The sequence below is a fragment of the Myxococcales bacterium genome, assembly GCA_016720545.1.
Taxonomy (GTDB): Bacteria; Myxococcota_A; Polyangia; order Polyangiales; family Polyangiaceae; genus JAAFHV01.
In genome coordinates this window covers 93,364-118,043 of the sequence record JADKKK010000001.1, presented here as the reverse complement: position 1 = coordinate 118,043, position 24,680 = coordinate 93,364, and the positions used below count along the sequence as shown (strand labels likewise).

Sequence of the window (24,680 nt, the reverse complement as noted above, 5' to 3'; positions counted from 1 at the left end):
TGTGCCGCGGGCGCGGCGGTCGTTACTCCGGGTTGGCGTCGCCCGCGTCATCGTTTGGCGCGCTGTCCGGAGCGCCGGCGTCGCGCGCGGGGGCGCCGCCGGTCTTCACGAGCGTGCACGCCCCGCCCTCACACCGCGCGGCGAGGGGCGCGCAGTCGGCCTGGCACGGCTTCGGGGTCTCACGGCAGGTGTCCCGGAAGGCCCCCTCTTCGTCGAAGAAGCGCCGCTGCTCCTCCACCGCGATGGCGTCGTTGGGGCATTTGCATGTGTCGCACGCCGCCTCGGCGAAGCTCACGAGCACGCAATCGGCGTTCGTCGTGCACTTCCGCGAGTAGGTGGCGCGCGCTGGCTTCGCGCCGCTGCCCTGCGGCTCGTTGGGGCTCACACGCCCCGGGCGAGCGTCGGACGAAGAGACCGGCACGTACACATAGGTCGGATCTGTTCCGCCGCAGCCGCCGAGCGCGGCGAGCCCCACCACGCAAGCGCCGAGCGACGCGGCGGCCGCACGCACCCACCAGGTACCTCGTCGCTGCGCTCGCGGCCTCGCTCGCACTTCCATGGCGAGACTGTAGCCGACCCACGGCGATCGCGCCGCCTTCCACACGCGTCGACCCGCAGGTAGGCTGGCCCGCATGAGCCTCCGCCCATGCGCCGCCTGCGAGCGGCATCGCCGCGACGCCGAGCCCTGCTGTCCGTTCTGCGGTGAGCGCTCGCTCCTCGAGCCGGCGGGCCGATCGGGTGACGTCGCCCTGCGCACGCGCGCCGCGCTCGTCTTCGGCGGCGTGGCGCTCGCCGCGGCCGCGGCCGTGAGCTGCGCGCCCAAGTACGGCGGCCCGCCGCCGCTCGAGCCCGCGCCGCCCGCGCCCTCCACGACCACGCCCGGCGCTCCTGCGGCGCCGCCTGGCGACGCGGGCCCGCAGCCGCCTTCGGTCGTGCCCTTGTACGGCGCCCCCCCCGACGTGGCCGGCTGACGCGTGGCGCTCGTCACGCGCGCTCACGGCGCGGGAGCGCCCGTCGTGCTCCTCCACGGCAGCGCGATGTCGTCGCGTCAGTGGCGGCCGCTCATGGCCCGCCTGGCCGCCAAGGCGCACCGCCGCGCGGTCGCCCCCGATCTCCTCGGCTACGGCGACAACCCGCGGTGGCCGGACGACGCGCCCTTCGACCTCGCGCTCGACGTGGCTGCGGTCACGGAGGTCGTGCTCGCGGAGAGCGCGCTCGCCGGTGACGCACCGGTCGATCTCGTGGGGCACTCGTACGGAGGCCTCCTCGCGCTCCGGGTCGCGCTCGAGCGGCCCGACCTCGTGCGCACCCTCGCGCTCTACGATCCGGTCGCGTTCGGTGTGCTGTTCGAGGCCGCCGCTGCGGCGGACGCGCGGGCCGAGGTGGCCGACCTCGTGGCGAGGTCGGCCCTGTCCGACCCCGCGCTCCAGGGCTCCGAGCTCTGGTTTCGCGCGTTCATGACCTATTGGGGCGGCGAGCAGGCGTGGGACATGCTTCCCGCGGAGGCGCGCGCCGAGGCGCTCCGCGTGGGACGAAAGGTGGCGCGTGAGGTCCAGTCTGTCCTCGGCGACCGCGCGCCCGCGGCCGCCTACTCGGGCGTGCGCGCCCCCACGCTGCTCTTGACCGGTGAACGCACGCCGCTCGCCGCGCGCGAGGTGGGCCGCTTGCTGCACGGAGCCCTCCCACGGGCGGAGCGCGTGGTCATCCCCGGCGCCGGTCACGCCGGGCCGCTCACCCACGCCGTGTCCGTGAACGAGCTGATCCTCGCGCATGTCACCCGCGCGGAGTGAGCGCGAGCGCTCGAGCCCGCGCTACGGGATCCCCCACGCCGCCTTCGTGGCCGCCTCGCCCGCGGCGACCTCGGCGACGCTGAGCGGTCGCGTGTAGACTGCAACCAACCCGATCGCGCCGACGAGCCCGAACTGCGCCGCCGTCGTCGAGGTGTATGCGCCGATGTCGAGCGGGAGGTCGGCGTTCGTCGGGAAATTGTTCTCGACGAAGCCGGAGGCGGTCTGCACGACGGCGCCGTCCACGCGCAAGGTCACCGCGCCGCCGACGCCGTGGACCACGTAGAGGTGCGGCGCCGTCTTCGTCGGCGTGGCGGCCTTGGCCTCGACCGTGACCTGCGTGCCGCTGAAGCTCGTGAGCTCGGCGGCGACCTCGGTGAGCGTGTTGTTCATCGTGAGCTGGAGGCCCACGCGCTCCAAGGCTGGAAAAATGCCAGTCGACGCGCGCCGGGCGAAGAGCACCGCCTGCGCCGTCCGCGCGGCCGTGTCCTTGTAGGCCGCGACCATGAACACGGCGTAGCCCGCCCCGGCGAACGCGCGGAACGGCGGCACCTTCGCGGCCGGGATCGAGAGCGCCTGCGACGCGTCGCCCACGAACACGACGCCCGGTCGCCCGCCGACCGCGGTGGGCGAGAACGTGAGCGCCGCGAGGCTCGTCGCGTTCGCGCCGTTCGCGGTGCTGTCGGTCCAGGTGCGCAGGGTCGTGGTGGTCGCGGGGATCTTGCGCGCGTCGAGCCAAACGTTCGGCGACACCACGGGAGGCGCGGGCGGCGGCGGTGCGGCGTCCGCTGCGTCGGGGGCGGCGCCGTCGGGGGCGGCGCCGTCGGGGAGCGAGGCGTCGGGGGCGGCGCCGTCGGGGAGCGAGGCGTCGGTCCCCGGAGTGGTGCCCGTCGTGGTGCTCGTGGTGGTCGTCGTCGCGCTTGGGTTCGGCGTGCCACCCCCCGGCACGGGGTCGGTGCCGACGCAAGCCGCGAGCAGCCCTGCCGCGGCGAGCGCAGTAAGCGCGGTGAGTCGGGTCACGGAGCGGAGCGAGGGGAGAGGCGAGCGCATCGGCTTGGAATAGTCCGCCCTCGCTGCCGCGGCAACTCGGCGTGTCGCGCGGCGAGGGGCGCGGCGAGGGGCGCCGCCCGCCGCGCCCCCCCGCGCCCCGCGGTGGTACCCTGCCGCCTCCAACCAGGAGACGGACGAACATGACCAAGAAGATCATCGCTGTGACGGGCGCGACCGGGGCTCAGGGCGGGGGGCTCGCGCGGGCCATCTTGGCCGACAAGCAGGGTGGGTTTGCGCTGCGCGCGATCACGCGCAAGCCAGACGGCGACAAGGGCAAGGAGCTCGCGGCGCTCGGGGCGGAGGTGGTGGCCGCGGACCTCGACGACGACGCGAGCCTCGAGAAGGCGTTCGCCGGCGCGTACGGCGCGTTCTGCGTGACGAACTTCTGGGAGCACTTCTCGCCGGAGAAGGAGATGGCCCAGGCCGCGTCGCTCGCGAAGGCGGCCAAGGCCGCGGGCGTGTCTCACGCCGTGTGGTCGACCCTCGAGGACACCCGCCTCCGCGTGCCTGTCAGCGACGCTCGCATGCCCACGTTGAAAGACAAGTACAAGGTGCCCCATTTCGACGCCAAGGGGGAGGCGAACCGGTTCTTCACCGAGGCCGGAGTGCCCACGACGATGCTGCTCACCTCGTTCTATTGGGATAACCTCGTATACTTTGGAATGGGCCCGAGGAAGGGCGAAGACGGCAAGCTCGCCTTCGTGCTGCCGATGGCCGACAAGAAGCTGCCCGGCATCGCCGCCGAGGACATCGGCAAGTGTGCGTATGGCGTGTTCAAGCGGCCCGACCTCGCCGGCAAGACCGTCGGCATCGCCGGCGAGCACCTCACGGGCGAGGAGATGGCCGCGGCGCTCGGCCGCGCGCTCGAGCAGCCGGTGGCCTACGCCTACGTGCCCCCGGAGGTGTACGCCACCTTCGGCTTCCCGGGCGCCGACGATCTGGCGAACATGTTCCAGTACAAGCGCGACTTCGAGGCCGAGTTCTGCGGAGCGAGGGACATCGCGTTCTCGAAGGGGCTGAACCCGGAGCTCCAAAGCTTCGCCGATTGGCTCGCTCGCAACAAGTCGAGAATGGCCATCTCCTGAGTGTCGAGTCGTGCCACCGGGCGCGCATCCCCGCGCGCCCGGTGCTCGCGACGTGTCGAGCCTTGGCGCGGGAGCGTCCCGCTTGCCGGCGTGTTCTTCAGCGCACGAGGGCCCGCACGTTGCCGCCTGAGGCGAGCACGCGAGCGAGCCCGAGGAGGGTCGCCGCCTCCGACACCGCGGCGCGCGGGGAGGGGAGGGCCGAGCCCGTGTGGTCGTAGAGCCCGGTCACGAACAGGCGCGAGGGCCGGCCTGCGAGCGCGGCGTGGAGCGCCTCCGCCTCGGTCCACGGGATGACGTCGTCGTCACGGCCGTGGCACACGACGACGGGGCACGAGAGCCTGCGGAGCGCCTCGCGCGGGCTCGCGAAGTCGAACGCGGCGCCGGCGCGCGCGAGCGCCTCGGCCACCAGCGTCGCCGTGCCCGGACTCGCTCCGCACCCCACGCGGAAGAGCGCGCGCTGCTCCTCGGGCAGGCCCTCCGCCACGCTCTCCACGAACGGGGCGAGCCTCCCGGGCGCCTTCAGCTCCATGCGGCCCCACGTGCGGTAGGCGAGCTCCCGCCACGCCTCGGCCAGGGGCTCGTGCGCCTCGGCAGGGGCGTCGAGCCAGGGCAGCAGGTTCACGAACAGCGCGGGCGGGTTCAGCGGATCGAACGGGCGCAGCGCGCGCTCGCCACCAGGCAGGTGGACCACTCCGTCGGCGCAGAACTGCACGGTCGCGTGGAAGTCGGCGTACCCTCCGAAGGTGATCACCGCGTCGACGAGCTCGGGCTGCCGCGCGGCCACCTCGAGCGCGGGCCAGGACCCGAACGAGATGCTGAAGAGGGTGAGGCGCTCGCCGGGCCCGGAGCCACCTCTGCGCGGTGGCGAGGGCGCACACCTCCAGGTCCTCGGGCGCCTCGGGGGTGACGAGCAACTCGAGATAGGAAGGGAGGAACGGCGCGACGACGCGGAATCCGGCGCGCGCGAGGACTCGGCAGAACCGGTCGAAGCGTGGATCGGCGGGGCCGTCGAAGTGGAGGCCGGGCGCGACCACAAAGGTGCCTATCACGGGCTGCTCGGGCTCGCGGCGCGCGGGGCCGCGCGCCGCGGCCTCTGGCTCGTAGACATACGCCTCGAGGCGCGTAGGCTCGAGCCGCCCTCCGCCCGCGGAGCGCCACGCGCCGCTTTGGCGAGCCCGCCGGCCGCGCGGCGCGCCCTCGCGCAAGAGCCAGGTGGCCCGCGTGACGCCGCGCGGGGCGCGGGCAGGCGCCCAAGGGCCTAGCCACGCGACGAGCGCCGCGAGCGCGCGTGGCTCTTCCGCGAGGGCTCGAGGTCCGCTCATGTGCGAGTGCCACGCAGGCGGCGGCGTCGATCGATGACCCAGCCGAGCCCCGCCATCGTGAGGCCGAGCGGCACGGCCGCGTCGCCGAGCGAGCCTCCGGGGGTGGAGCAGCGCGAGCAGCCGCGCGGGGACGCCGCGATCTTCTTGAGGTCCACGAACGTGTCGCGGTTCGGGAGAGTGCCCTGCAGCGTGCGCCGGTGCACGAGCAGCTCCGGATCGACGAGCCCTCGCGACTCATCGGCCCGCTCGGTCTCCACGAAGGCGCGCGCGGGGCCCTGGGAGCGGACGAACCCGGTCTTCTCGTCCACCACCTCTGGGCCCTCGTAGTCGCCGGCGCGCGCGTCGAGCGCCGCCGATTGGATGTAGAGTGCATGATCGAAATCCCCCGTGTCGTGCACCTCGCCGTCGTGGATGTGCACCGTGGGGAGGAAGAGGGCGGCGTCGAGGCGTGTGTCGAGCTCGAACGCGATCGGGTGCGGCGTGCCCGCGAGCCCCTTTAGCTGAAAGACAGCGAAGCCGTAGTCGCGGTAGGCCGGCAGCTTCGCCCACACCTCCGGCCGCAGCGCGAAGCGTGGATCGACGCGCCCGAAGTCGCGCTGCGACGGGATGAACGTCGCCACGAAGTCCCCCACGTCGTGCACCGCGAGCGTCGGGGCCGCCTGGGACGCGGCGACGCTCTTGGAGCCCCACACCGCGCGCCGCGGGGGCTCGGGGAATCCAGCGGCCAGGTGCGCGAACAGCTCGGGGTAGGCCTTCAAGCTCTTGAAGCGCACCGAGTCCTCACGCGCGGGGAGCGCCACGGGCAGCGGCAAGATCATCGCCGTGGGCGTCTTCGCGGAGTACCGCATTTGGTAGACGAGGAGCTGCGTTCCAGGTCGCACGAGCCGCGCGAAGAGCGTCGTGCCGTGCACGGCGGTGGGGGCAGAGAAGCAGCACATGAGCGCATCGTAGGGGACGCGGGCGTGCGAGCGCCACTTGGCCGGCCTTCGCCCCGACCCGCACGATCGAGGCCGCGCCCCGCATTGACACGGCGCTCGCCAGAGACTCTCCTCCGGCCCCGATGAAGACCCCTCGCTCCCTGCCCCAGGGCCGCGCCGTCGTCCGCGCGGCCTCCGCGCTCACGCTCGCCACGCTCGCCACGTTCGCCGCGTTCGCCACGGTCGCCACGCTGGGCCTCGGCGCGTGCGGCGGCGGCGAGGCCCTCTACCCACCGCGCCCTCCGTCGACGCCAGGGGAGGCGATCGCCGATCCGGCGCCGTCCCGCGTCGTCATGCACACCACGGTCACCTCCGCCGGGCTCGCGAAGGCGCTGGACGAGACCGTGCCGCAGACAGGCGAGGGCACCTTCCCCATGCTCGGCAAGGACCGACGCTACACGTGGCGACGAGGTCCGATCGGGCTCAAGTTCGACCGCGGGCGCATCGGCCTCTCGCTCCACGTCGACGCCAACGCCGATCTGCCCATCAGCAGCCTCGACGTGCCCCTCGACTTCGCGATCCAGGCGGAGCCGGTCGTCACCTCGGAGTACGTCGCCAAGCTGCAATCGCTCGACGTGAAGGTGTCGTCGCAGGGCAAGCTCGTGCGCGCGGTCGACAAGCTCGCCGACGTGCTGCCGAAGCTCCAGCACGAGATCGAGACCAAGCTCCTCGCGTTCTCCTACGACCTCCGCCCGACGCTGGGCGAGTCGTTCCAGCGCATCGCGCGGCCCATCCCCTTGCCGCTCGGCGACGCGAAGGGGTGCGCCTACCTGAAGGTGCTGGGGGTCGAGGCGGGGCCGCTCGTGATGGCCGACGGCCTCGAGCGCGATCTCGCGATGGTCGTGGCGCCGAGCGTGACCATCCCGTGCGCGGTCGACGACAAGCCCCAGGCCCTACCCCCGCTGGCGAACGTCGCCACGCTCCAGCCAGGCCCGTTCACGGTGAGCATTCCCATCGCCGCGCGCTACGACGAGCTGGCGAAGGCGATGGGGCTCGCCTTCACCGACGGGAAGCTGTTCTTCTCGAAAGAATATCCTGAGCTTTATCTCTCGAACCCCGAGATTTACGCAGCGGCTGATCGCATCGTGCTGAAGCTCCACCTCGGCGGACCCGTGAAAAAATACGGCATCGGGCTCCAGCTCAACGGCGATCTCTTCATGACGGGCCACCCCGTCGTCGTCGACAACGAGCTGCGCGTGCCCGACCTCGAGCCCACGGTGGAGACCACGAGCTTCCTCGTGAACCTGAAGGCGCGCCTCGACGCGTCGAACATCCGTGATCAGGCGCGCGCGGCGCTGCGCCTCGACCTCAGCGAGCGCCTCGCGCCGGTCAAGCAGAAGCTCTCCACCGACCTCGCCTTCGGCAACGGCCAAGGCTGCGTGAAGGCGGAGGCCGACAAGATCGAGGTGAGCGGCGTGCACGTCCACGCGCAGTACCTCCGCGTCTACGTCGGGATCACCGGCCGGGCGAGCGTCTCCATGCCGTGCCCGACCGGCGGCGGGGGCGCGAGCGCCAGCTTCGTGGCGCAATGACTGAGCGCGCGAATACGCGAATGCGCGAATACGCGAATACGCGAATACGCGAATACGCGAATGCGCGATATCCGAGTGCCAAGCAGGTGAGTCGGGGGGGGAAGGCGAGCGGGAGGCGAAGGGGAGCCGCGGAGCAGCCTGGCGAGCGCTACACTGGCGAGAATGCTCCTCACACGTCGCGCCCTCTTTCACGCCCTCCCGGCCGCAGGCCTCGCGCTCGCGCGGTCTGCCGCGGCGGACGCGCTCCGCGCTGATCTCGCCGAGGCTGGCGTCGAGGTGCGCGATCTCCGCGAGGCGGGGCGGCGCTTCACCCTCGTGAAGCCGCGACACCTGCCCGCGGATCGGCCGGCTCCGCTCGCGTTGCTGCTCCACGGTCTCGGCGAGACCGGAAACGAGCGCGCGGGCGCCTTCGCGTGGATCGAGCTGTACGGCCTGCTCTCGTCGTACGCGCGCCTTCGCCGGCCGCCGTTCGCGGCCACGCAGGCCCGCGGGTACCTCACGTCGGATCGCGCGCGCGAGCTCACCGCCGAGCTCGCGGCGAGCCCCTTCGCCGGCCTCGTCCTCGCGTGCCCTCACATGCCGAACGTGTCCGGCGATCGCGCCGCCACGGCGCGGTACGCGCACTGGCTCGTGCACTCGCTCGTCCCCCGGGCGCGCCTCGAGGCGAAGGTCCACCCGGGGGACGAGCGCGTGGGGCTCGCGGGGTGCTCACTCGGCGGGGCCGTCGCGCTCGACGTGTTGCTCCTTCACCCCACGCGGTTCGGGGCGGTGAGCGGCGTCCAGACCGCCATCGGTGAGGCGAGCGCGCCCGCGTACGCCGCGAAGCTCGCGGCGGTCCCTGGCTTGGCCGTGGGCCCGCGGGCGCGCGTGCAGCTCGTGTCAAGCCTCGGCGATCCGTACCTGCGCCCCACCCGCGCGCTCGCACGCGAGCTCGCGAAGCGCGGCGTGCGCCACGAGCTGCGCGTCGCGCCCGGCCCGCACGATCAGCCGTGGCTGCGCGAGATAGGCACCCTCGAGGCGCTGCGTTTCCTCGACGGGGCGCTCGCCTAGCGCGACAAACGAGACCCGCGAGACCCGCGTGCTTGCTCGGCGACCACGCGGACTTCGACGACTGCGATCGGCCGCCGCCGCCATGGTGGGCGCGCGGGACGTCAAGGCCGAGCGAGCCTCTTTGCGGGAAGCGAGCGGCGGAGGCGGCGGCGCCCGCGCGAGCTACTCGACGGGGCCCGCCTCGCCGCGGGTCGCGTGGCGCTCGGGCGCCGCGAGCGCGTACGCGAGCAGCGCGCACCCCGCGAAGCCGATGGCGTTCGCGACGCCGTGGTACGTCGCCATCGCCGAGTAGGAGATGAGGCCTCGCGAAGGGCCGGCGCCGCGCCCCGCCGAGCCCGTCAGCGCGAACGCGACCGCGAGGTTCATCGAGCCGACGAGCGACAGCGACGCGACGATGAGGAGGGCGCCGCTGAGACGCGCGCGGAGCGAGCCCAGCGCGCCTTCGGGCACGGCGGCGCGGCCGAGGAGACGACGCAGCCCGGCGAGTGCGAGGAGCGCCGAAATGACCAACATCCCCGCGCCGAGGAGCAGCGCCGCCGGGGACTCGAGGCGCCGCGAGAGCGTGATGCCCGCGGCCACGAGCGGCACCCCAGCGAGGACCACGAGCGTCGCGAGCGCGTGCGCGCGCCGCACGGCCGTTCCGGCGCCGCGCCGACGAGCTGCGCCCGGCGCCGCGCTGACGCCGAGGTCCCGCCCGAGGAGCCCCGCGATCACGGGCGCGGCGAAGCCCGCGAAATGAAAGTGCGCCGACGTGTAGAGCACGATGGGTTCGTGGAAGCCGAGCGGCTCGAGCGCGCCGCGCGAGGCGACGAGCCACGCCGCGCCCACTGGCAAATACAGCTGCCCCACGTCGATCGCTGTCTCCTCGATGGGCCTCGGCCCACGCCGCGCGAGCCGCGCGAGGCCCGCGGCGGCGACGCCGAGGGTCGCGACCAGCCAGGCGCTCGCGAGGGCTGCGGCGAACCGCCCCGGTGGAAACGTGAACGACGCCACCCCGAGGGGCGAGGCGACGACCACGAGGCGTCGCGCGAGCGTGGCGATCGCCGCGGGTGGATGGCGATCGCGCTCGTCACGAGCGCCGATGACCGCGAGCCCGAGCGGCACCCACGTGGCGACGGCGAGCCCCACGAGCGCTTCGCCGATCTGTGGGAAGGCCCGCGCGCCCACGAGCGAGAGCCACGCGAGGCTCGTCAGGGCCACGGGGACGGCGCGCAGCGCGACGGGAGGCGCGGGAGGCGCGGGGGTCGAGGGAGGCGGGGGCGAGCTCGTAGGCATGGGCGTGGCGTGGCGTCTTCGCCCTCAGGGGGAAGTCCGGGCGCGGGAGCTTCCCACAGGTCGGGTCAGGAAGGAGCTGTGGGGATCGGGGCGATAGTCACCAAACGGCCCACACGGAGCGAAGCCAAAGCCCTCGTAGAGGCGCCGCGCGGGGTCGAACGCCGCGCTGCTGCCGGTCTCGAGCGAGACGCGCTCGTACCCTCGACGCTCGGCCTCGGCGAGCAGGTGCCGAACGAGGGCGCTCGCGACGCCCGCGCGCAGGTGGGCGCGCGCGGTTCGCATGGCCTTGAGCTCGCCGTGGCGCGGGTCGAGCGCCTTCAGCGCGCCGCACCCGGCGAGCGAGTCGCCGACGAACGCGCACCAGATCGTGACGTCCGCGCCGCGAAGAGCTTCGAGCGGCAGCGCGTGCACCCTGCCGGCGGGCGTCACGCGGTGCATCTCCTCGAGGTGCTCGGCGAGCAGCGCCCGGAGCGCGGGCGACTCGAGATCTGCCGGGGCGATCTTCATGGCCTCGACTCTACCGCAGCATCACGCGCACGGTGGGCCCGCACGTGTAGTCTGGCGTAGCGCCATGGACTCGACGATCACCCCCGACTCCTCCGAGCCCTCGTCGCCGGCCGAGGGCGCGTCCCCGGCGATCACCGACACGCTGGAGCCATGCGCGTCGTCCGACGACCTCGACACGCTCGCGATGGCGGCCACCATCGGCCCGCTCGGCCCGGCCGACCCGCGGTGGACCCTGGACACGCTCGCGCACCTGCGCGGCGCTGCCCCCGGCGTGTTCTCGGCGGGGCCCGCCGGCGGCCTCGCCCTCGGGCCGGTCCTCGGCGAGGGGGGGATGGGCATCGTCCGCTCGGCCACGCAACGCTCGCTCGGGCGCGACGTCGCGGTCAAGACGCTCCGCAAGGAGCCGCACGCGAGCGGGCTCGGCATCGGTCGGCTGCTGCGCGAGGCGCTCATCACGGGCTCGCTGGAGCACCCGAACGTCGTACCCGTGTACGACCTCGGCCTCGACGCAGAGGGCTCGCCGATGCTCGTGCTCAAGCGCATCTCGGGCGTCTCGCTCCGCGATCTGCTCGCCGACCCCGACCTCGTCGAGGCCCGCTTCGCCACCTCCGACGTGCTCGAGTGGCACCTGCGCACGCTCATGCAGGTCTGCAGCGCCGTCCACTTCGCCCACCGCCGGGGGATCGTCCACCGGGACATCAAGCCCGACAACATCATGGTGGGCGAGTTCGGCGAGGTGTACGTGCTCGACTGGGGCATCGCCGTCGCCCTCACGGACGACGGTACGAACCGCTTCCCGCTCGCGGAGGAGGCGATCGACATCGCCGGCACCCCCCTCTACATGGCCCCCGAGATGTTCGGCGGCGCTCCGCCCGACGAGCGCACCGACGTGTACCTGCTCGGCGCGACGCTCTACGAGATCGTCGCGGGCCGGCCGCCGCACGAGGGCGACACGCTCGTCGAGATCATGGCGAGCATGGCGGCGCCGCCGCCGGTCCCCGAGTCGGCCCCGCCCGAGCTCGTCGCCGCGTGGCAGACCGCGATGGCGCACGAGCGCGAGGCTCGGCAGCCGAGCGCCGAGGCCCTCCGCCTCGCGATCCAGCGCTACCTCGATCACCGCGCGTCGCACCGCCTCGCCGCGGGGGCACAGGCCTCGCTGGCCGAGCTCGAGCGGCGCCTCGCCGCCGCCGCGCCCGGCACGGCCGAGGGGCGCGAGGCCATCTACAACCTCTTCGGCGAGTGTGCCTTCGGGTTTCGCCAAGCTCTCCAGGAGTGGTCGGCCAATGAGCAGGCGCGCGCCGGCCTGCGCCAGGCCACGGTCCGCCTGGCGCGCTACGAGATCGCGCACGACGATCCCCGCGCCGCGCGGCTCCTCGTGGCTCGGCTCGACCCGCCCGACGAGGCGCTCTCCGCCGAGGTCGTGGAGCTCGAGGGGCGCGCCGCCCGCTCGGCCGCGCGGGTGCAAGCGCTCGAGGCCCTCGGGAAAGACATGGACCCGAACGCCGGTCGCCGTGGCCGCGCGGCGCTGCTCGTGGTGCTCGGCCTCCTGTGGATTCTGGTGCCGCTCCTCGTAGGGCAGTTTTACGCAGCGAACCCCGACTACGGCGCGCTCGTGCCCGTGCCGGGCGCGCTGCTCGGCGTCGTGCTCATCAGCGGCTTCGTGGCGCGGCGCTCGATGGGGCGCACCGCCATGAACCGGGCGATCCTCGGGGCGCTCGCGATCGCCTTCTTCGCGCAGCTCATGATGCACGTGGGCTCATGGCTGGCGAAGGTGCCGCCCGACGAGAGCCAGCGCCTCATCCCTTACATCTGGTTTCTCATCGCCGCGATGATGTCGGTGACGGTCATCCCCCGGCTCGCGCTGCCGGCGGCGGGCTACCTCGCGGCGTACTTCGCTATCTCGCGGTGGTTCGCGTCTCGGTACGAGATCATGGCCGCGTCGAACGCCCTCCTCCTCGCGACCGTGCTGGTGACGTTCGTGGAGCGCAGGGACGCGGTGCCCTCTCGTGAAGGCTCGCGGCAGCCCTGACAGCGCCCTGACAGCCCCCTGACAGCCCCCTCGGTCGGGGCCGCCAATCCCTGCGCGCTGCTCAGCAGATCGTCACGTACACGACGTGCGGGAGACCTCGGCGCTCGACGACGGCCACGAAACGGTCGGCGGTCCGAAGGCGCGCATAGGCCTCGAGGGCGTGGTCGGGCGTCGCGAGATCGTAGCCATTCAGGGTCTCCACCACGTCGCCCGGCTCGAAGCCCAGGCGCTGCAGCGATTCGCCCCGAGGCGCTCGCACCAAGCGAAGGCCCACGATCTGGCCAAAGCGCGACTCGGGCAGGGCTCTCGTGGGTCGGAGCGGCGCAGACGCCTCCTGGTCCAACATCCACGACGCGAGCTCTCGAGGCAGCAGCACGCGCGTGTGGTGAGCTGTGCGCGCCCTCACCGCGTCGCGCGGGCAGCCGGGACGGATCTCGCGCAGCTCGCGCGGGCCAGCGAGAGCGGCCGAGGGATCGACCCAGCCCGTCGAGGGGGGATCAGGCGTGACTCGCGCGACGGGCGCGGGGCTCTCCGGCGCTGGCGGCGCGCGCGGCGCCGGCGCGGGCGCGGGTCCAGAAGCGAACGGGCGGCACTCGGTCTCTTGCCGGGCGACCGACGCGCGCAGCATCCACACGAGCGCAACGCCCACACCGAGCCAGCACACGCGCGAGAGGAGCGAGAGGAGGGAGAGCAGGGAGAGTGTGAAGGTCATGCCTCACCGAATAGCGAGGGGCGTGCCAGCGCTAGCGGGCTGGATCTCTCGACAAATGGGCGCCCGCCGGCCACTCGATGACACCCTGTCGCGGCCCGCGCTTCGGGAGCCCCTGCGCCCTGACAGCCTGTCAACGCGCGCCGCGTGGGCACCCCCGCACGCCTCAACCGCGGCGTGACGACGCGGCGTTTCGCGGTAAGCTCGGCGAATGGCTCCTCTCTCCTTCCGGTCGCTCCGCCGCCGCGCGTTCCCGCTCCTCGCCGCTCTTGGTGCCCTCGCCGTCGGGGCCTGCCGTGGCGACGATCCGCCGGTCGACGACAGTCCCGTGTACCGCGACTCCGGAGTGGTCACCACCGAGCCCGATGGCGCCGTGGTTCGACCGGACGGCAGCACGCCTCCTCCCCCCCCGCCGCCGCCCACCGACGCGGGCAAGCCCGACGCCCAGGCCGACGGAGGCCCCGCCGGGCAGGGGCGCAAGCTCGCCTCCGGTGAGCTCGAGGTGGTGAGCACGCTGCTCGATGGCACCATCATCTTTCACCGGTACGGCGCCAAGATAAGCCTCGAGGCCGTGTCGCCGACGGGCGGGGCGGTCACCGTGATCGTCCCCGATCTCGTGCTCGAGGGGGCCGACACGGACGACGTCGTGTCGGTGATCGGCGGCGCGGTCGGCGTGTGGACCGCGGTCAACGAGGACACGGGCCTTGGCCGCCTGTCGGTGTGGACCAAGGCGACCGGTCTCAAGCTCGCCGCCGACGTCTCGCCGATCTACGAGGTCGACGCCTCCGCCGACGGCGCGCGCCTCGCCTTCGTCCGCGGCACGGGCGCGACCGCGCAGCTCGTCACGGCGCCGGCGACCCTCGAGGCCGCCAACGTGGTGGTGGTGCAGAACGCCTTGGGCGACGGCAGCGCGGCCAACCCGTGCCCCGCGTTCTACACGTTCGTGGGGCAGAACCTGTTCTCGTCCACGTGCACGGGCACGGGCCTCACCGCCACGGCGCGCCGCACCACCCCTGCCGGGGCCATCCTCCAGATCGACACTGGGCTCGCCCCCTATTTCCTCTCGGCGAGCGCGACGGGCGACAAGGTGTTCTCGGCGAAGCGCATCACCGGGACGGGCACCGGCGGCGCCGCGGCCGTGTACAGCGTGGGCGCGACCGCCGTCACCGAGCTCGCGATCGAGGCGTCCGGCGTGGCGGAGGGGCAGATCGCGCAAGACGGCTCGACGGTCGTGTACCGGACCCGCCTCGGCGCGCTCAAGAAGGCCAACACGGTCGCCCCCGCGACGCCGACCGAGCTGCTCCCCAACGGGGGCCTGGTCGGCATCCTTGGCGTCGCCCGCGACTTCAGGACGGTGCTGTCGCACAAGCTCCCGCCGGGCGGCGCCGACGGCTCGCTCTTCGATCTCCAGCTCTCCACGCTCGCCACCCCCGGCCCCGCGGTGGGCGTCGTACCCACGGCGACGGCGCTCGAGTTCGGCTTCACGCACGCCAGCCGCTACGTGCTCTGGGTGCCCGACGTCGCCGCGCCCACGCCCTCGCTCAAGGCGCGCGCGGTCGCCGGCGGAGCCGACGTCGACCTGGGGAGCGCCTCGATTTTCCTGGGGAAGATCGACGGCACCGACGCCGTGGTGCTCGGCCACAACGAGCGCGAGATCACCGTGGCGGGCGACAAGTATCCGGTGGTCGACTACAAGCTCGTCGATCCCACGGGCGCCCCGAAGCCGCTCGTCACAGGGGTCGATCTCGCCGCGCTCGTCGCCCCCGGCGGCAAGCTGCTGGTGTTCACCGAGGCGGGCAGCGGCCTCTTCGTCCGCGACATCCCGTGAGCCCTTCGCCCACCCGGGCCCCGCGGCCTCGCCGCGCGCGGCGGTGTCCGCCGCGGGCGCGTCGGTGGTAGGGTATCGTATGCCTCGCGCCACCCGCTTCGCCCTCGCCGCCGTCACGCTCGCCGTCGCCGGCGCCCACGCCGCGGCGTGCAGCTCCACCTCGGTCACGGGCGCAGCAGACGCGTCCGTGGCTCCGCCGGAGGCGGGCACCCCGTCCGAGGCGGCGGCCCCGACCGGGCTCGCGACGCAGACCGGTCGGGCGATGGTGGTGCAGCTCGCGACGCCGCTCGCGGGCGCCACGGTGAGCGCGGCGGGTAAGCAGGCGACGACCGCCGAGGACGGCACCTACACGCTCTCCGTGCCGCGCGGAACTCCGTTCACGCTGCGCTTCACGGCGCCGGAGCACTACCAGCTCATCGAACAGGAGTACCTCGTCACGAAGGACCCCTACGCGCGCGGCGACTCGCTCGTGCTGGCCAAGCAGACCGCGCAGCTGCTCTCCGCGTTCCTCGACGGCTACGACAAGACCCGCGGGCTCATCGCCATCCGCGTCGTGAAGAAGACCGGCTGCGCCAGCGAGACAGGCGCGGTCGTGGCGATCGAGGCGCCCGGCGACGCAAAGCCGCTCGTGAAATACACGGTGAACGGCCTCCCCGGGAGCGGGACGTCGATCGTGGCGGGCGAGAACAACGGCGCGCTCATCTACAACGTGCCCACGGGCGCGCCGCTCAAGGTCACCGTGACGCACCCCACGTGCGCGCCGCTCCCGTTCCCCGTGGAGTTCGAGGGCGCCACGTACACGTCGGGCTCGGCGACCCCCGAGCCGGGCGAGTCGCTCTCGTTCGTACGCATCTTCCTCGGGCCCGGGGCTCCGCAGCCCGACGCCGGCCTCGACGCGGCGCCGCCCGCCGACGCGGGGGCCGACGCCGCGCCCGCCGACGCCCGCGCCGACGCGCCCCTGTGACCCGCCGCGAGACGCCGACCTTGCGAGCGTGAGGTACGGGAGTGTAAGAGGTCTCGCCGCGCGCTCTCGCGCTCCCTCGCGCCCCGCCCCGCCCCTCACCGTGCGAACCACGCTCGCCACGCTCGCCTCGATCGCGAGGCTCCACATCGTCGTCATCGCCGCGACCGGGACGCTCACGTTCGCGTGGGTGCTCTGCGGCGCGCGCCCATGGGGCCTCGCCCTCCTGTGCGCCTCCGACTGGTTCGTGGTGAACCTCCTGAACCGCGTCGTCGACCTGAAAGAGGACGCCGCGAACGACATCCCGGGCACCGCTTGGGTCGCGCGCCACCGCCGCGCCGTGCTCGCCGTGGGCTTTGGGGTGCTCGGGCTCTCCTTCGCCCTCACGCTCGCGCTCGCCCCTGTGCTGGCGCCGCTCCGCGTCGCGTTTCACGCGCTCGGCTTCGCCTACAACTGGCCGCTCCTCCCGGGCCGGCGCCGCATCAAGCAGCTCGCCTTCTGGAAGAACACGGCGTCCGCCACGGGCTTCCTCATCACCGTATTTGGCTATCCGCTCGCGCTCCTCTCGAGGCGCCCGGACGTCTCGCCCGCCGCCGTGGGGGCCACCGTGCTCTTCTTCTTCCTCTTCGAGCTCAGCTACGAGGTGCTCTACGATCTGCGCGACGCGGAGGGCGATCGCCTGGCCGAGGTGCACACCTGGCCGGTGCTCTTCGGCGTCCAGACCGGCTTTCGCATCGCCGCAGGCCAGATGGTGGCCGCGTTCTCGGTGTTGCTCGTGGCCTATCTCGCGCGCGCCGTGCCCTGGAGGATCGCGGTGATGGCGGTCGCCCCGCTCGCGCAGCTCGCGGTGACCTCCCGCATGGTGAAGAGGGGAATCACCACCACCGACTGCGTGGCGCTCACGTGGCTCGGCGCGGGCGTGCTCATGAGCTATCACGTGTGGGAGCGCCTCGGCCTCCCGGGAGCCGCCTGAATGCCCACGATCCCGCCGCCCTCGCCCGCCACCATGGTCGCCCTTCAGCTCGCGTGCGTCGCGATCGTGGCCGCTTGGATGCTCCTCCGCGTGCGCCGCGAGGCCGAGATACGCGTCTTCGTCGCGCGCTTCGTGTGGCTCGCCGTCGCGGCCTGGCTGGGCGAGGAGAGCTGCATTCGGCTCTACGGGTTCTACTTTTACTCGCCCGGGTGGATCGGCTTCCTCGACAAGGTCCCGCTCGCCATCGTCTGCATTTGGCCTGTCGTCGTGCTCTCGGCCACAGATCTCGCGAGGGGCCTCGTCGGCGAGGCCGGTGAGGCGCGCCGGATCTCGTTCGCGGCGCTCGTGTGCGCGCTCGTCGTGGCGGACGCGTCGCTCATCGAGCCCATCGCCGTCGCCACCGGCCTCTGGCGGTGGACCGTGCCGGGGCCGTTCCACGTGCCCCTGATTGGCATTCTCGGGTGGGGCTTCTTCGCCTTCGGCGCGGCCCTCGTGCGCGGGCGTCCCGCGGTGTTGCTCGTGGGCCCGCTGGCCGCGCACGCCCTCCTCCTCGCGGGCTGGTGGCTCGCGTTCCGGTGGCTCCCCCGCGGCGTCGACGAGACGCCGTTCGTGGCGGTGGCGGGGCTCCTGTCGGCCGGCCTCACCTGGGCCGTGCTCGCGCGCCGCGTCGCCCTCTCGCGGGCCGACCTGGTCACGCGCATCCCGGGCGCGCTCTTCTTCTTCGTCCTGCTCGCGGTGTTCGCGCGTCAGCAACTCGCGCTCGTGCTCTATGCCCTCGCGTTCGCGCCGCCGTACCTCGCGCTCACAGCCCGCTCCACCCCTGGGCCGCGCTCCCCGGTGGCGGGGGTGGGGCAAGCGAGCTAGCGTGCCGGGCATGAGCTTGGCGCGAGCCCAGGGGCGTCTGGGGTGGTTACTCGGTGTGGGCGCGGCGTGCGCCTCGGGGCTCGTCGCGCTCGGCGCGGGGTGTGCGTCGTTCGGCCAGGCCGACCCGCCCGCCGTCGACGCGTCGACGGACGCCTCGGCCGCCGTGCCGAGCCCGCTGCTCGACGCCGGCGACGCCGCTCCCTTGCCGCCCGGCCCGATCGTCTTCGTCTCCCCGCGCGGTGACGACACCGCGCACGGCCGCGCGCCCGACGCCCCGCTGAAGACGCTCGGCGCCGCGCTGGCGCTCGCCGCGTCGCAGGGGCTCGGGGAGATCCGCGCCTGCAAGGGCCGCTACGGCGAGCCGGTCGGGCTCAAGATCGCGCGCAGGGTCACGCTGCGCGGGGGCTACGACTGCGCGACCTTCGAGCGCCCGGCGGGCTCACCTAACGCGCGCGCTGAAGCGAGCGCCGATCCGGTCGAGACGGTGCTGTTCAAGGCGACCGACGACGGGGCCACGGCCACCCTGCGCTTCGTCGAAGGCAGCGACGGCGCGCTGCTCGAGGGGCTCACCGTCGAGGCGGCCACGGTCAACCGCTCGTCGACCGCGATCTTCGTGGGGCCGAAGGCGCGCACCGAGCTCGCGGACGTGCGCCTCGTCCTCGGCGGCGGCGAGGGGCCGCAGGTGTTCGGCGTCGGCCTCGACGTGTCCGGAGGCGCGGTCGTCGTGCGCCGCTCGTCGTTCAGGGGCACGATCGGCAAGAACCCGAGCGGCACCGCCGCCAACCTCGCCTACCTGCTGAACGCTGGCGAGAGCTCGTTCATCGACAACGTCTTCGACCCCGGCGGCGTCTCGGGGATCCGCGGGGCGGTCCACCTCACGGTGACCGCCGACAGCGTGACGCCCGGAGCCCCGGTGAAGATTGAGCGGAACCTCTTCCTCGGCGGCGCGCCGAAGTCGCTCGGGGGCACCACCGACCCGCTCCTCTTGGCGGTGAACCTCACGGGGCCGGTCGCGGCCAGCCTCGCGGAGAACACCGTGCGGTTCGGGCGTCATGTGTGCGAGCGCGGCTGCGTGGTGCTCGGCGTCGCGTCGAGCGGCGGCGCCACGGTGGGCTTGAGGCGCAACCTCATCGATCTCGGAGAGCTCACGGCCGACCCGGGAATGGCGGTCACGCAGCGCGCGATCGTGGCCGGAGGTGGCGGGTTTGTCGCCGAGAACAACGTGATCCTGCTCGGCATGGAGGAGACGAAGGCGATCCTCCAGGCGACCGGGCTCGAGGCGAACACTGGCTGCAACCCGGGGCCGGTGTGCGTCATCCCCGACGGGCCGGAGATTGTGTTTCGGCACAACACGGTGCACACGGGGCCCGTCGTGGTGGCGCCCTCGCTCGCCCTCGGCGCCAACGTCCACGCCAAGCACGTCACGCTCGACCGAAACCTCTTCGTCCACCCGGGCAGCGGGGGCTCGGAGAACGGCACGACGGGCGTGCGCATCTACAGCCGCGACGGCGCGTCGCTCATGATGACGGGCAACGTGCTCGCCACGCCGACCGTGATCGCCGAGGTCATCGATTTCGAGAAGGCAGACACGCCGCCCACGATCGCGCTGTTCTCGGCCTATTCGACCGCCGCGGACGCGAACGTGCGGGTGCCGTACCTCGCCCTCGCGTTGCGCGCGGTGACGCCGGCGGCGTGGCGGGCGGACCTCACGGCCCTGGATCTCCCGGCGCTCCCGGCCTGCGCCATCGTGAAGCGCGCGCCCACAGGCGCTTCGCCCTCGGTGGATTTCCTCGGCAGGCCCCGCGCGAGTGAGCTCAGCGTGGGCGCGTTCCAGGCCCCGGCGGGCGCCCCTCAAACCTGCGCCCAGTAGCGGTTTTCTGGCCCCCTCGCCGTCCGCGCTTGAGGGCGAGCCGCTCCCGGTCTACACCACGCGGGTCAGGTAAGCCTCTTCGCCCCCGTAGCTCAGTGGATAGAGCAGCGGTTTCCTAAACCGAAGGTCGCAGGTCCGATTCCTGCCGGGGGCGCCCATTAATCTCGGCAACGTAGCCGGCCCGCCAGAAACGGCTCGGGAGCCGTGGCCCTCCTCGATGCTACGAGCGTCGCCCACACGCCGCTCACCAGCGACAGGCGCAGGTGCCGGCCGCTCGAATTCTGGGTCCTTGCGTTGCCTGGCGGCATCGTTGAGTCGGAGCTCGTTGAGCCGGATGCGCCCCCGCGGCCGCGGCAGCGCGGGGCTACCATCAAGGCCCCTTGCAGCGCCGCATGTCCACGTTGTCGTAGACCACGTTCGCCTTGAGGTTGCCGAAGTTGGTGAACGGGCCGATCTGAAAGAAGTTGACCCCAACTTCAAACTCACCTGGGGCCGCGAGCGGCAGGCCCGATAGGCTCGTGCTGGCACCGCTCGCCCCGACGTCCATTCGGGAATGCATTTTGTTCGTCCCCACTTCCCGGGTGAGGACGACCTTGACGAAGAGGGTATCCGACAGCCCGACTTCGACCCCGGGTGCGCTCACCACCACGCCGGCTCTTCCGGTGTACTGAAGCGTGAGCCGGCGCGCGCTTCCAGAGGTGGTGGCGACGACGGCCAGGTTTCCGTGGGAGAAGAGGCCAACGACCTGCATGATGGTGACGTTCGGCTCAGTCCCGCTGGTGTCGAGGCGCGCCTCGAACGAGCTTTCGAGATAGCTGGGGTCGTAGGCCGCGCCGTCGGAGAGTGAGAGGTTGGGGGCGTTCAGGACCGAGTACGTCCCGTATCCTTCTGCGGCGAGCTCGGCGACTCCGTTGGTGAAGCGGCCCGGGGCGGCGTCAACGCTTCGCACCTCCCGCCAGCGCGGATCCAGGCCCCGGGCGAAGTCGTCCTTCACGAGCTCACAGCCCGCGTCGAAGGCTGGCGGCGGACCGCTGTCACTGGGGACACCCTGGTCGGCCGGTGGGGCTTGGGAGTCGCCCGCGTCGCTCGAGGGGTCTCCCGCTCCGAACGTCGAGCAGGCGTAGGCGGCGCCGAGGCAGGCGGCGGTCGCGACGACGAAGGCGTTTCGCATCCCGCGAAGTATCGCGCGTGTCGTGCCATAGTCAATTTCGAGTCGCGCCGCGCTCACGCCGTCTCCGCGGGCACGACGACGCGTTCGCCCCGCGTCGCGCTGGGTCATCTTCGTCGGGCGATCGCCGCGGCCTGCGCCACGGGCGCGGTGTCGCAGCCCGCGTTCGACTGGAAGAAGCTGCCCGCCGGAGTCCGCGACGACGTCGCCGTGTTCGCGAAGGCCGCCGAGGAGTCACTCGCGAGCGACAAGGCGGCTACGCTAGCCAATGAGTCGGCCAGGCCCCACGCGGGCGACCGCGTGAAATCCCGCGCGGGAGCCGGCGTCACGGGTCGACCTGGAGCTCCAGCAGGTTCACGTACGCGAACGGGCCGACCCACCGATCCACGTCCACGAACAAGCGGCCGCGCGCGTCCGGCGTCAGGCCGGCGAGCACGGTGACCTCGCGGTCGTTCGCCTGAGCGCCTCCCGCGCCGAGCCCCGCGCCGCTGGTCTGCACGCTCGCGCTGCGCGCTGCGCCCGCGCCCCGCACGGTGAACCCCGTGCGACGCTCGTCGGCGGCGGCGCGGCTCGCGAAGAGGCGCAGGGTGTAGCGCCCGCTCGGCGCGAGCCCCTCGAGCGCGAGCCCCGCGGCGTCGTCGGGATCCCCCGAGTAGAAGAAGTCCCCGGTGGACTCCGGCACCGCGAGCGTGCCGAGCCGCGAGGCCTCTGGGCTCACGAGGCCGCCGTTGCGGAGGCCGTTCACGCGGAAGCCGCCCGTGATCACCAGGCTCACGTTGGTCGTCTCGCCGCGCGTGCCGCGCAGGCGACGGAGCGCCTCCCCGGCGTGCACCTGCTGGCCCCCGTCGACCGCGTGCCAGCTGTTCCAGCGAATGCCGAACGCGTCTATCGCGGGAGCCGGCGTGCCGTCGAGCGGATTGGAGGGGCCGAGGTCCACACGCACCAACGTGCCGGGGGTGGGCGGCGCCGGCAGCGGGAGGCGCGAGCTTGGGAGCGCCGCGGCCACGGCGGGCAGAACGGTCGACTCGAAGAGCGCGTAGCCCTCGGCGGACAGGTGCAATCCATCCGCCACGAAGAGCCGCGCGGGAGGCGGCTCGCCCGCGGTCGCAGCCGCGAGGAACGCCGCGGGGGAGTCGATGTAGCGCAGCGAGGGGTGGGTGGTCGCGAGCCGCGCGATCTCCTGGTTTACCAGGGCCGCCGAGGCCCAGCCCGCCCAGCGCGCAGGCGTCGGCGTGATTCCGACGTAGAGCAGCGGCGCGCCGGGCCTGCGGGCGTGCAGACGCGTGGCGAAGCACCGGTAGGCGTCGATCACCGCCCGCGGACTGCTCCCCCCGGCGAGATCGTTCGTGCCCGCGAAGAGCAGCACCCCCGCGGGCCCGTGGCGCAGCACGAGCGCCTCCGCGTGCGCCGCGAGATCGACCATGCGCGCGCCGCCCACGCCGCGCTGCAGCGGATCGTGCGCGGAGAGCACCCTCGCCGCCGAGCGCCACCGCCGAATGGTGGACGAGCCCACCACCACGAGGCCGCCCTTGGCCGGCGGCGCGAGATCGTCTTGCCGGGCGTATTCCCGCACGACGTCCGCGAACGGATCGGCCCCCGCGTCGACTCCGGCGCAGGGGTCGTCGGTCCAAGGCAGCGGCGGTACGGGGCGCGGCGCGGCGTCCGCGTCGATCACCGCCGCGTCCACCGTCCCCGCGTCGCTCGCGGCAGCGTCCGGCGGGACCGCCGCGTCCGACGGGTCCGGCCCTGTGGAGTCGGCGGCGCGCGCCTCGAGCCCCGCGTCTTCGGGCGTTGTGCCGGGGGCCGCCTCGCCACACGCGCCCAAGCCGAGCCCGCCGAGCGCGGCGACCAAGGCGAGCGCGGCGAGCGTGGCGAGCGTGGCGAACGTGGCGAACGTGGACTGCGTCGCGAGAGTGAGGGCGCGCGCGCGGGCCAGCATGGGGAAGAGCCTACCAGACGGGGCGCGCGCGCCGCGAAGACGTGGGCGACCTTTCCCGACCGATTGACTATTCCCGGGGCGAGGCGCGACTCCTCAGTCGGTCCGCGCGTCGGCGGCGTCTCCGCTCGCGTCGCTCGCGTCTCCGCTCGCGTCGCTCGGGTCCGCGTCCGCGCTCGCGTCCGCGCCCGCGTCTTTGCACACGAGGTCGTCGAAGGTCCCGGCCGGGCAGGGGCAGCAGCCTGACTGAACCACGGCGCCCCCGCACGCGCTCACGCATTGGATCGCGCGGACGCACGGGGTGGTCGCGCAGTTGGGCGCGGTCGCGTCGAGCTCAATTCTGCACTCTCTGGACGACACCGTGCCGGCCGGGCACGAGCCGCACACGCCGCTCTCCACCACGCGGCCGCCGCAGCGATCGAGGCACTGGTCCGGAGCGAAGCACGTCCCGTCTCCGTCGTACACAGTCCCGGCCTTGCAGGCGACGAAGGTCGCCAGCACGAGCGCCAGCGCCAAGCCCCGTCCACGTCGCGTCGTCTTCGCCTCGTTCATTCCACGCCTCCCCTACATCACGTCCCAGTCGGCGAGCGTGATCATCCAGCTCTCGGGCGTGAGGATGTCCGTCGGTAGGCCCGGATCCAGGATCTTGGCCACCAGGTTGAACGGGCAGGGGTTGAAGCGCTCGGGCACCTTCACGAAGCCCGCGAGGGTGAGCCGGGGAAGGAACGGGTGGAGTCCCATGGTCACGGCGAGCGCCGCCCCTTGCGCGCGCCGCGCCTGCAGATGCGCGGCGATCAAGCGAAGGAGCGCGGCCTCTTCCCCGCGCGCGCAGCCGAAGTCCATCAGCATGGCGCACGTCGTGCCGAAGAGGGGCGCGAGGCGGGTCACTACGTAGGCGCGCGGGCGGCCGCCGCGCCGGAGCGCGAGGATCTCGTACTCCCCGGTCGGCTTCTCGAGGAAACGCCACGTCAGATAGCGCGAGGTGCGGTCGAGCGCGGCGGAGACGCCGCCCGCGAGCTCCCGCGCGATCGCCTCGAGCTCCGCGTCGGGCTCCGTGACGCGCACGAGGTCCTCGCCGGCCTCGAGGCGACCCACGCGGCGCGAGAGCGCTCCGAAGGCGGCGGTCGCGGGCGCTCCGCCGAGGGCTCCGAGGGCCCCGAGGCGTGTGCGCAGCACGGCGCCGACGTCGAGCGGCAGAATGCGCACCGGCGCCTTCGTGATGACCGTGTAGCCATGGTTGCGCTGGAAGCTCGGGAGGCTCCGGTGATTCGGGAAGGTGTAGATGAGCCCCACGCCGCGGCGCCGCATGCCCTCGAGCGCGCACGCCCCCATCTCCCGGAACACTCCGACGCCCCGGTACGGCGCGAGCGTCGCCACGTCTTGGACGACGGCGCCCAAGACAGGCTTGCCGCGCACGACGAGGTTCACGATGGGGACGTGGTAGTAGCCCAGGAAGCGCGAGCCCTCCTCGGCGACCACCACGAGCGCCGGGTGGGTGCCCGACACGTATTGCCATGTCCAGAGGGGCGCGCCGAAGCCGGGGCCCTTCTGCCCGCCGGTCTCGGCGAGGATCTCCGACATACAGGTGCAGACCGCGTCGGCGTCGGCCGGGGTCGCCTCGCGCACACGCCAAGTCGCCATCCCGCCGCTCTTAGCCCACGCGCCTCGCGGCGGCAAGGCTCCGACAGGACCGCGACTACCGGAGCTTCACCCTCGCACCACTCACCGTCGTCTATCGCCCATCCTCCACAGGCTCG

23 protein-coding genes and 1 tRNA gene are annotated in these 24,680 nt (G+C 73.1%); 12 read left to right on the top strand and 12 right to left on the bottom strand.

Annotated features, from left to right (window positions below; all coding sequences use genetic code 11):
* Positions 1-22: 22 nt before the first annotated feature.
* Positions 23-511: a hypothetical protein gene (locus IPQ09_00515; GenBank protein ID MBL0192702.1), complete on the bottom strand. Its 489-nt coding sequence runs from the start codon at positions 509-511 to the stop codon at positions 23-25.
* Between the two features lie 121 nt (positions 512-632).
* On the opposite strand from IPQ09_00515, the gene IPQ09_00510 reads away from it, so the two are divergent.
* Both IPQ09_00510 and IPQ09_00505 read left to right on the top strand, forming a co-directional pair.
* The gene (locus IPQ09_00510) at positions 633-971 is read left to right on the top strand and encodes a hypothetical protein (GenBank protein ID MBL0192701.1); all 339 of its coding nucleotides are present in this window, start codon (positions 633-635) and stop codon (positions 969-971) included.
* Positions 972-974: 3 nt separating this feature from the next.
* Positions 975-1,790 (top strand): alpha/beta fold hydrolase, encoded by an 816-nt coding sequence (locus IPQ09_00505; protein MBL0192700.1) that lies wholly within the window; start codon positions 975-977, stop codon positions 1,788-1,790.
* Positions 1,791-1,811: 21 nt separating this feature from the next.
* Here the strand turns inward: IPQ09_00505 and IPQ09_00500 are convergent, their stop codons facing one another.
* A complete protein-coding gene (locus IPQ09_00500) occupies positions 1,812-2,837 on the bottom strand; it encodes a hypothetical protein (GenBank protein ID MBL0192699.1) in 1,026 nt (341 codons plus the stop codon).
* A gap of 140 nt (positions 2,838-2,977) precedes the next feature.
* On the opposite strand from IPQ09_00500, the gene IPQ09_00495 reads away from it, so the two are divergent.
* Complete coding sequence (locus tag IPQ09_00495; GenBank protein MBL0192698.1) at positions 2,978-3,922, top strand: NmrA/HSCARG family protein; 945 nt, start codon at positions 2,978-2,980, stop codon at positions 3,920-3,922.
* 97 nt (positions 3,923-4,019) lie between these two features.
* On the opposite strand, the gene IPQ09_00490 is transcribed toward IPQ09_00495, so the two are convergent.
* A complete protein-coding gene (locus tag IPQ09_00490; GenBank protein MBL0192697.1) occupies positions 4,020-4,706 on the bottom strand; it encodes a hypothetical protein in 687 nt (228 codons plus the stop codon).
* A gap of 534 nt (positions 4,707-5,240) precedes the next feature.
* A complete protein-coding gene (locus IPQ09_00485) occupies positions 5,241-6,182 on the bottom strand; it encodes a hypothetical protein (protein ID MBL0192696.1) in 942 nt (313 codons plus the stop codon).
* A 122-nt stretch (positions 6,183-6,304) separates the two neighbouring features.
* Here IPQ09_00485 and IPQ09_00480 point away from each other — a divergent pair, with 122 nt between their 5' ends.
* Positions 6,305-7,753, top strand: coding sequence for a DUF4403 family protein (locus tag IPQ09_00480; protein MBL0192695.1), 1,449 nt, complete (start codon positions 6,305-6,307; stop codon positions 7,751-7,753).
* A gap of 162 nt (positions 7,754-7,915) precedes the next feature.
* Complete coding sequence (locus IPQ09_00475; GenBank protein MBL0192694.1) at positions 7,916-8,803, top strand: hypothetical protein; 888 nt, start codon at positions 7,916-7,918, stop codon at positions 8,801-8,803.
* A 162-nt stretch (positions 8,804-8,965) separates the two neighbouring features.
* Here the strand turns inward: IPQ09_00475 and yndJ are convergent, their stop codons facing one another.
* Positions 8,966-10,078: a YndJ family transporter gene (gene yndJ / locus IPQ09_00470; protein ID MBL0192693.1), complete on the bottom strand. Its 1,113-nt coding sequence runs from the start codon at positions 10,076-10,078 to the stop codon at positions 8,966-8,968.
* Positions 10,079-10,102: 24 nt separating this feature from the next.
* The gene (locus tag IPQ09_00465) at positions 10,103-10,585 is read right to left on the bottom strand and encodes a GNAT family N-acetyltransferase (protein ID MBL0192692.1); all 483 of its coding nucleotides are present in this window, start codon (positions 10,583-10,585) and stop codon (positions 10,103-10,105) included.
* Between the two features lie 64 nt (positions 10,586-10,649).
* On the opposite strand from IPQ09_00465, the gene IPQ09_00460 reads away from it, so the two are divergent.
* Positions 10,650-12,614 carry a protein kinase gene (locus IPQ09_00460; GenBank protein ID MBL0192691.1) on the top strand — a complete coding sequence of 655 codons (1,965 nt, stop codon included), beginning with the start codon at positions 10,650-10,652 and terminating at the stop codon, positions 12,612-12,614.
* 61 nt (positions 12,615-12,675) lie between these two features.
* On the opposite strand, the gene IPQ09_00455 is transcribed toward IPQ09_00460, so the two are convergent.
* Positions 12,676-13,326 (bottom strand): hypothetical protein, encoded by a 651-nt coding sequence (locus IPQ09_00455; GenBank protein ID MBL0192690.1) that lies wholly within the window; start codon positions 13,324-13,326, stop codon positions 12,676-12,678.
* Between the two features lie 208 nt (positions 13,327-13,534).
* Here IPQ09_00455 and IPQ09_00450 point away from each other — a divergent pair, with 208 nt between their 5' ends.
* The 6 genes from IPQ09_00450 to IPQ09_00425 all read left to right on the top strand — a co-directional run bounded on the left by IPQ09_00450 (position 13,535) and on the right by IPQ09_00425 (position 19,973).
* A complete protein-coding gene (locus IPQ09_00450; GenBank protein MBL0192689.1) occupies positions 13,535-15,151 on the top strand; it encodes a hypothetical protein in 1,617 nt (538 codons plus the stop codon).
* Positions 15,152-15,230: 79 nt separating this feature from the next.
* Positions 15,231-16,115, top strand: a complete 885-nt coding sequence (locus tag IPQ09_00445; protein MBL0192688.1) for a hypothetical protein — start codon at positions 15,231-15,233, stop codon at positions 16,113-16,115.
* A 100-nt stretch (positions 16,116-16,215) separates the two neighbouring features.
* The gene (locus IPQ09_00440; GenBank protein ID MBL0192687.1) at positions 16,216-17,085 is read left to right on the top strand and encodes a UbiA family prenyltransferase; all 870 of its coding nucleotides are present in this window, start codon (positions 16,216-16,218) and stop codon (positions 17,083-17,085) included.
* The gene (locus tag IPQ09_00435; GenBank protein ID MBL0192686.1) at positions 17,086-17,949 is read left to right on the top strand and encodes a carotenoid biosynthesis protein; all 864 of its coding nucleotides are present in this window, start codon (positions 17,086-17,088) and stop codon (positions 17,947-17,949) included.
* A gap of 10 nt (positions 17,950-17,959) precedes the next feature.
* The gene (locus IPQ09_00430; GenBank protein ID MBL0192685.1) at positions 17,960-19,819 is read left to right on the top strand and encodes a hypothetical protein; all 1,860 of its coding nucleotides are present in this window, start codon (positions 17,960-17,962) and stop codon (positions 19,817-19,819) included.
* An 81-nt stretch (positions 19,820-19,900) separates the two neighbouring features.
* Positions 19,901-19,973: transfer RNA gene (locus IPQ09_00425), tRNA-Arg, on the top strand.
* 216 nt (positions 19,974-20,189) lie between these two features.
* Here IPQ09_00425 and IPQ09_00420 read toward each other — a convergent pair.
* The 5 genes from IPQ09_00420 to IPQ09_00400 all read right to left on the bottom strand — a co-directional run bounded on the left by IPQ09_00420 (position 20,190) and on the right by IPQ09_00400 (position 24,564).
* A complete protein-coding gene (locus tag IPQ09_00420) occupies positions 20,190-20,990 on the bottom strand; it encodes a hypothetical protein (GenBank protein ID MBL0192684.1) in 801 nt (266 codons plus the stop codon).
* Positions 20,991-21,094: 104 nt separating this feature from the next.
* Positions 21,095-21,238, bottom strand: a complete 144-nt coding sequence (locus tag IPQ09_00415) for a hypothetical protein (GenBank protein MBL0192683.1) — start codon at positions 21,236-21,238, stop codon at positions 21,095-21,097.
* A gap of 74 nt (positions 21,239-21,312) precedes the next feature.
* Positions 21,313-22,926 (bottom strand): hypothetical protein, encoded by a 1,614-nt coding sequence (locus IPQ09_00410; protein ID MBL0192682.1) that lies wholly within the window; start codon positions 22,924-22,926, stop codon positions 21,313-21,315.
* A 93-nt stretch (positions 22,927-23,019) separates the two neighbouring features.
* On the bottom strand, positions 23,020-23,475 hold the full coding sequence (locus IPQ09_00405; protein ID MBL0192681.1) for a hypothetical protein: 456 nt from the start codon (positions 23,473-23,475) through the stop codon (positions 23,020-23,022).
* Positions 23,476-23,487: 12 nt separating this feature from the next.
* Positions 23,488-24,564 (bottom strand): GNAT family N-acetyltransferase, encoded by a 1,077-nt coding sequence (locus tag IPQ09_00400; GenBank protein ID MBL0192680.1) that lies wholly within the window; start codon positions 24,562-24,564, stop codon positions 23,488-23,490.
* Positions 24,565-24,680 lie beyond the last annotated feature (116 nt).

Excerpts from the sequence above, each read along its gene's own strand:
- IPQ09_00510 (MBL0192701.1), top strand. The coding sequence starts at position 633 with ATGAGCCTCCGCCCATGCGCCGCCTGCGAGCGGCATCGCCGCGACGCC.
- IPQ09_00500 (MBL0192699.1), bottom strand. The coding sequence starts at position 2,837 with ATGCGCTCGCCTCTCCCCTCGCTCCGCTCCGTGACCCGACTCACCGCG.
- IPQ09_00495 (MBL0192698.1), top strand. The coding sequence starts at position 2,978 with ATGACCAAGAAGATCATCGCTGTGACGGGCGCGACCGGGGCTCAGGGC.
- IPQ09_00485 (MBL0192696.1), bottom strand. The coding sequence starts at position 6,182 with ATGTGCTGCTTCTCTGCCCCCACCGCCGTGCACGGCACGACGCTCTTC.
- IPQ09_00480 (MBL0192695.1), top strand. The coding sequence starts at position 6,305 with ATGAAGACCCCTCGCTCCCTGCCCCAGGGCCGCGCCGTCGTCCGCGCG.
- IPQ09_00475 (MBL0192694.1), top strand. The coding sequence starts at position 7,916 with ATGCTCCTCACACGTCGCGCCCTCTTTCACGCCCTCCCGGCCGCAGGC.
- yndJ (MBL0192693.1), bottom strand. The coding sequence starts at position 10,078 with ATGCCTACGAGCTCGCCCCCGCCTCCCTCGACCCCCGCGCCTCCCGCG.
- IPQ09_00465 (MBL0192692.1), bottom strand. The coding sequence starts at position 10,585 with ATGAAGATCGCCCCGGCAGATCTCGAGTCGCCCGCGCTCCGGGCGCTG.
- IPQ09_00460 (MBL0192691.1), top strand. The coding sequence starts at position 10,650 with ATGGACTCGACGATCACCCCCGACTCCTCCGAGCCCTCGTCGCCGGCC.
- IPQ09_00455 (MBL0192690.1), bottom strand. The coding sequence starts at position 13,326 with ATGACCTTCACACTCTCCCTGCTCTCCCTCCTCTCGCTCCTCTCGCGC.
- IPQ09_00450 (MBL0192689.1), top strand. The coding sequence starts at position 13,535 with ATGGCTCCTCTCTCCTTCCGGTCGCTCCGCCGCCGCGCGTTCCCGCTC.
- IPQ09_00445 (MBL0192688.1), top strand. The coding sequence starts at position 15,231 with ATGCCTCGCGCCACCCGCTTCGCCCTCGCCGCCGTCACGCTCGCCGTC.
- IPQ09_00435 (MBL0192686.1), top strand. The coding sequence starts at position 17,086 with ATGCCCACGATCCCGCCGCCCTCGCCCGCCACCATGGTCGCCCTTCAG.
- IPQ09_00430 (MBL0192685.1), top strand. The coding sequence starts at position 17,960 with ATGAGCTTGGCGCGAGCCCAGGGGCGTCTGGGGTGGTTACTCGGTGTG.
- IPQ09_00420 (MBL0192684.1), bottom strand. The coding sequence starts at position 20,990 with ATGCGAAACGCCTTCGTCGTCGCGACCGCCGCCTGCCTCGGCGCCGCC.
- IPQ09_00410 (MBL0192682.1), bottom strand. The coding sequence starts at position 22,926 with ATGCTGGCCCGCGCGCGCGCCCTCACTCTCGCGACGCAGTCCACGTTC.
- IPQ09_00405 (MBL0192681.1), bottom strand. The coding sequence starts at position 23,475 with ATGAACGAGGCGAAGACGACGCGACGTGGACGGGGCTTGGCGCTGGCG.
- IPQ09_00400 (MBL0192680.1), bottom strand. The coding sequence starts at position 24,564 with ATGGCGACTTGGCGTGTGCGCGAGGCGACCCCGGCCGACGCCGACGCG.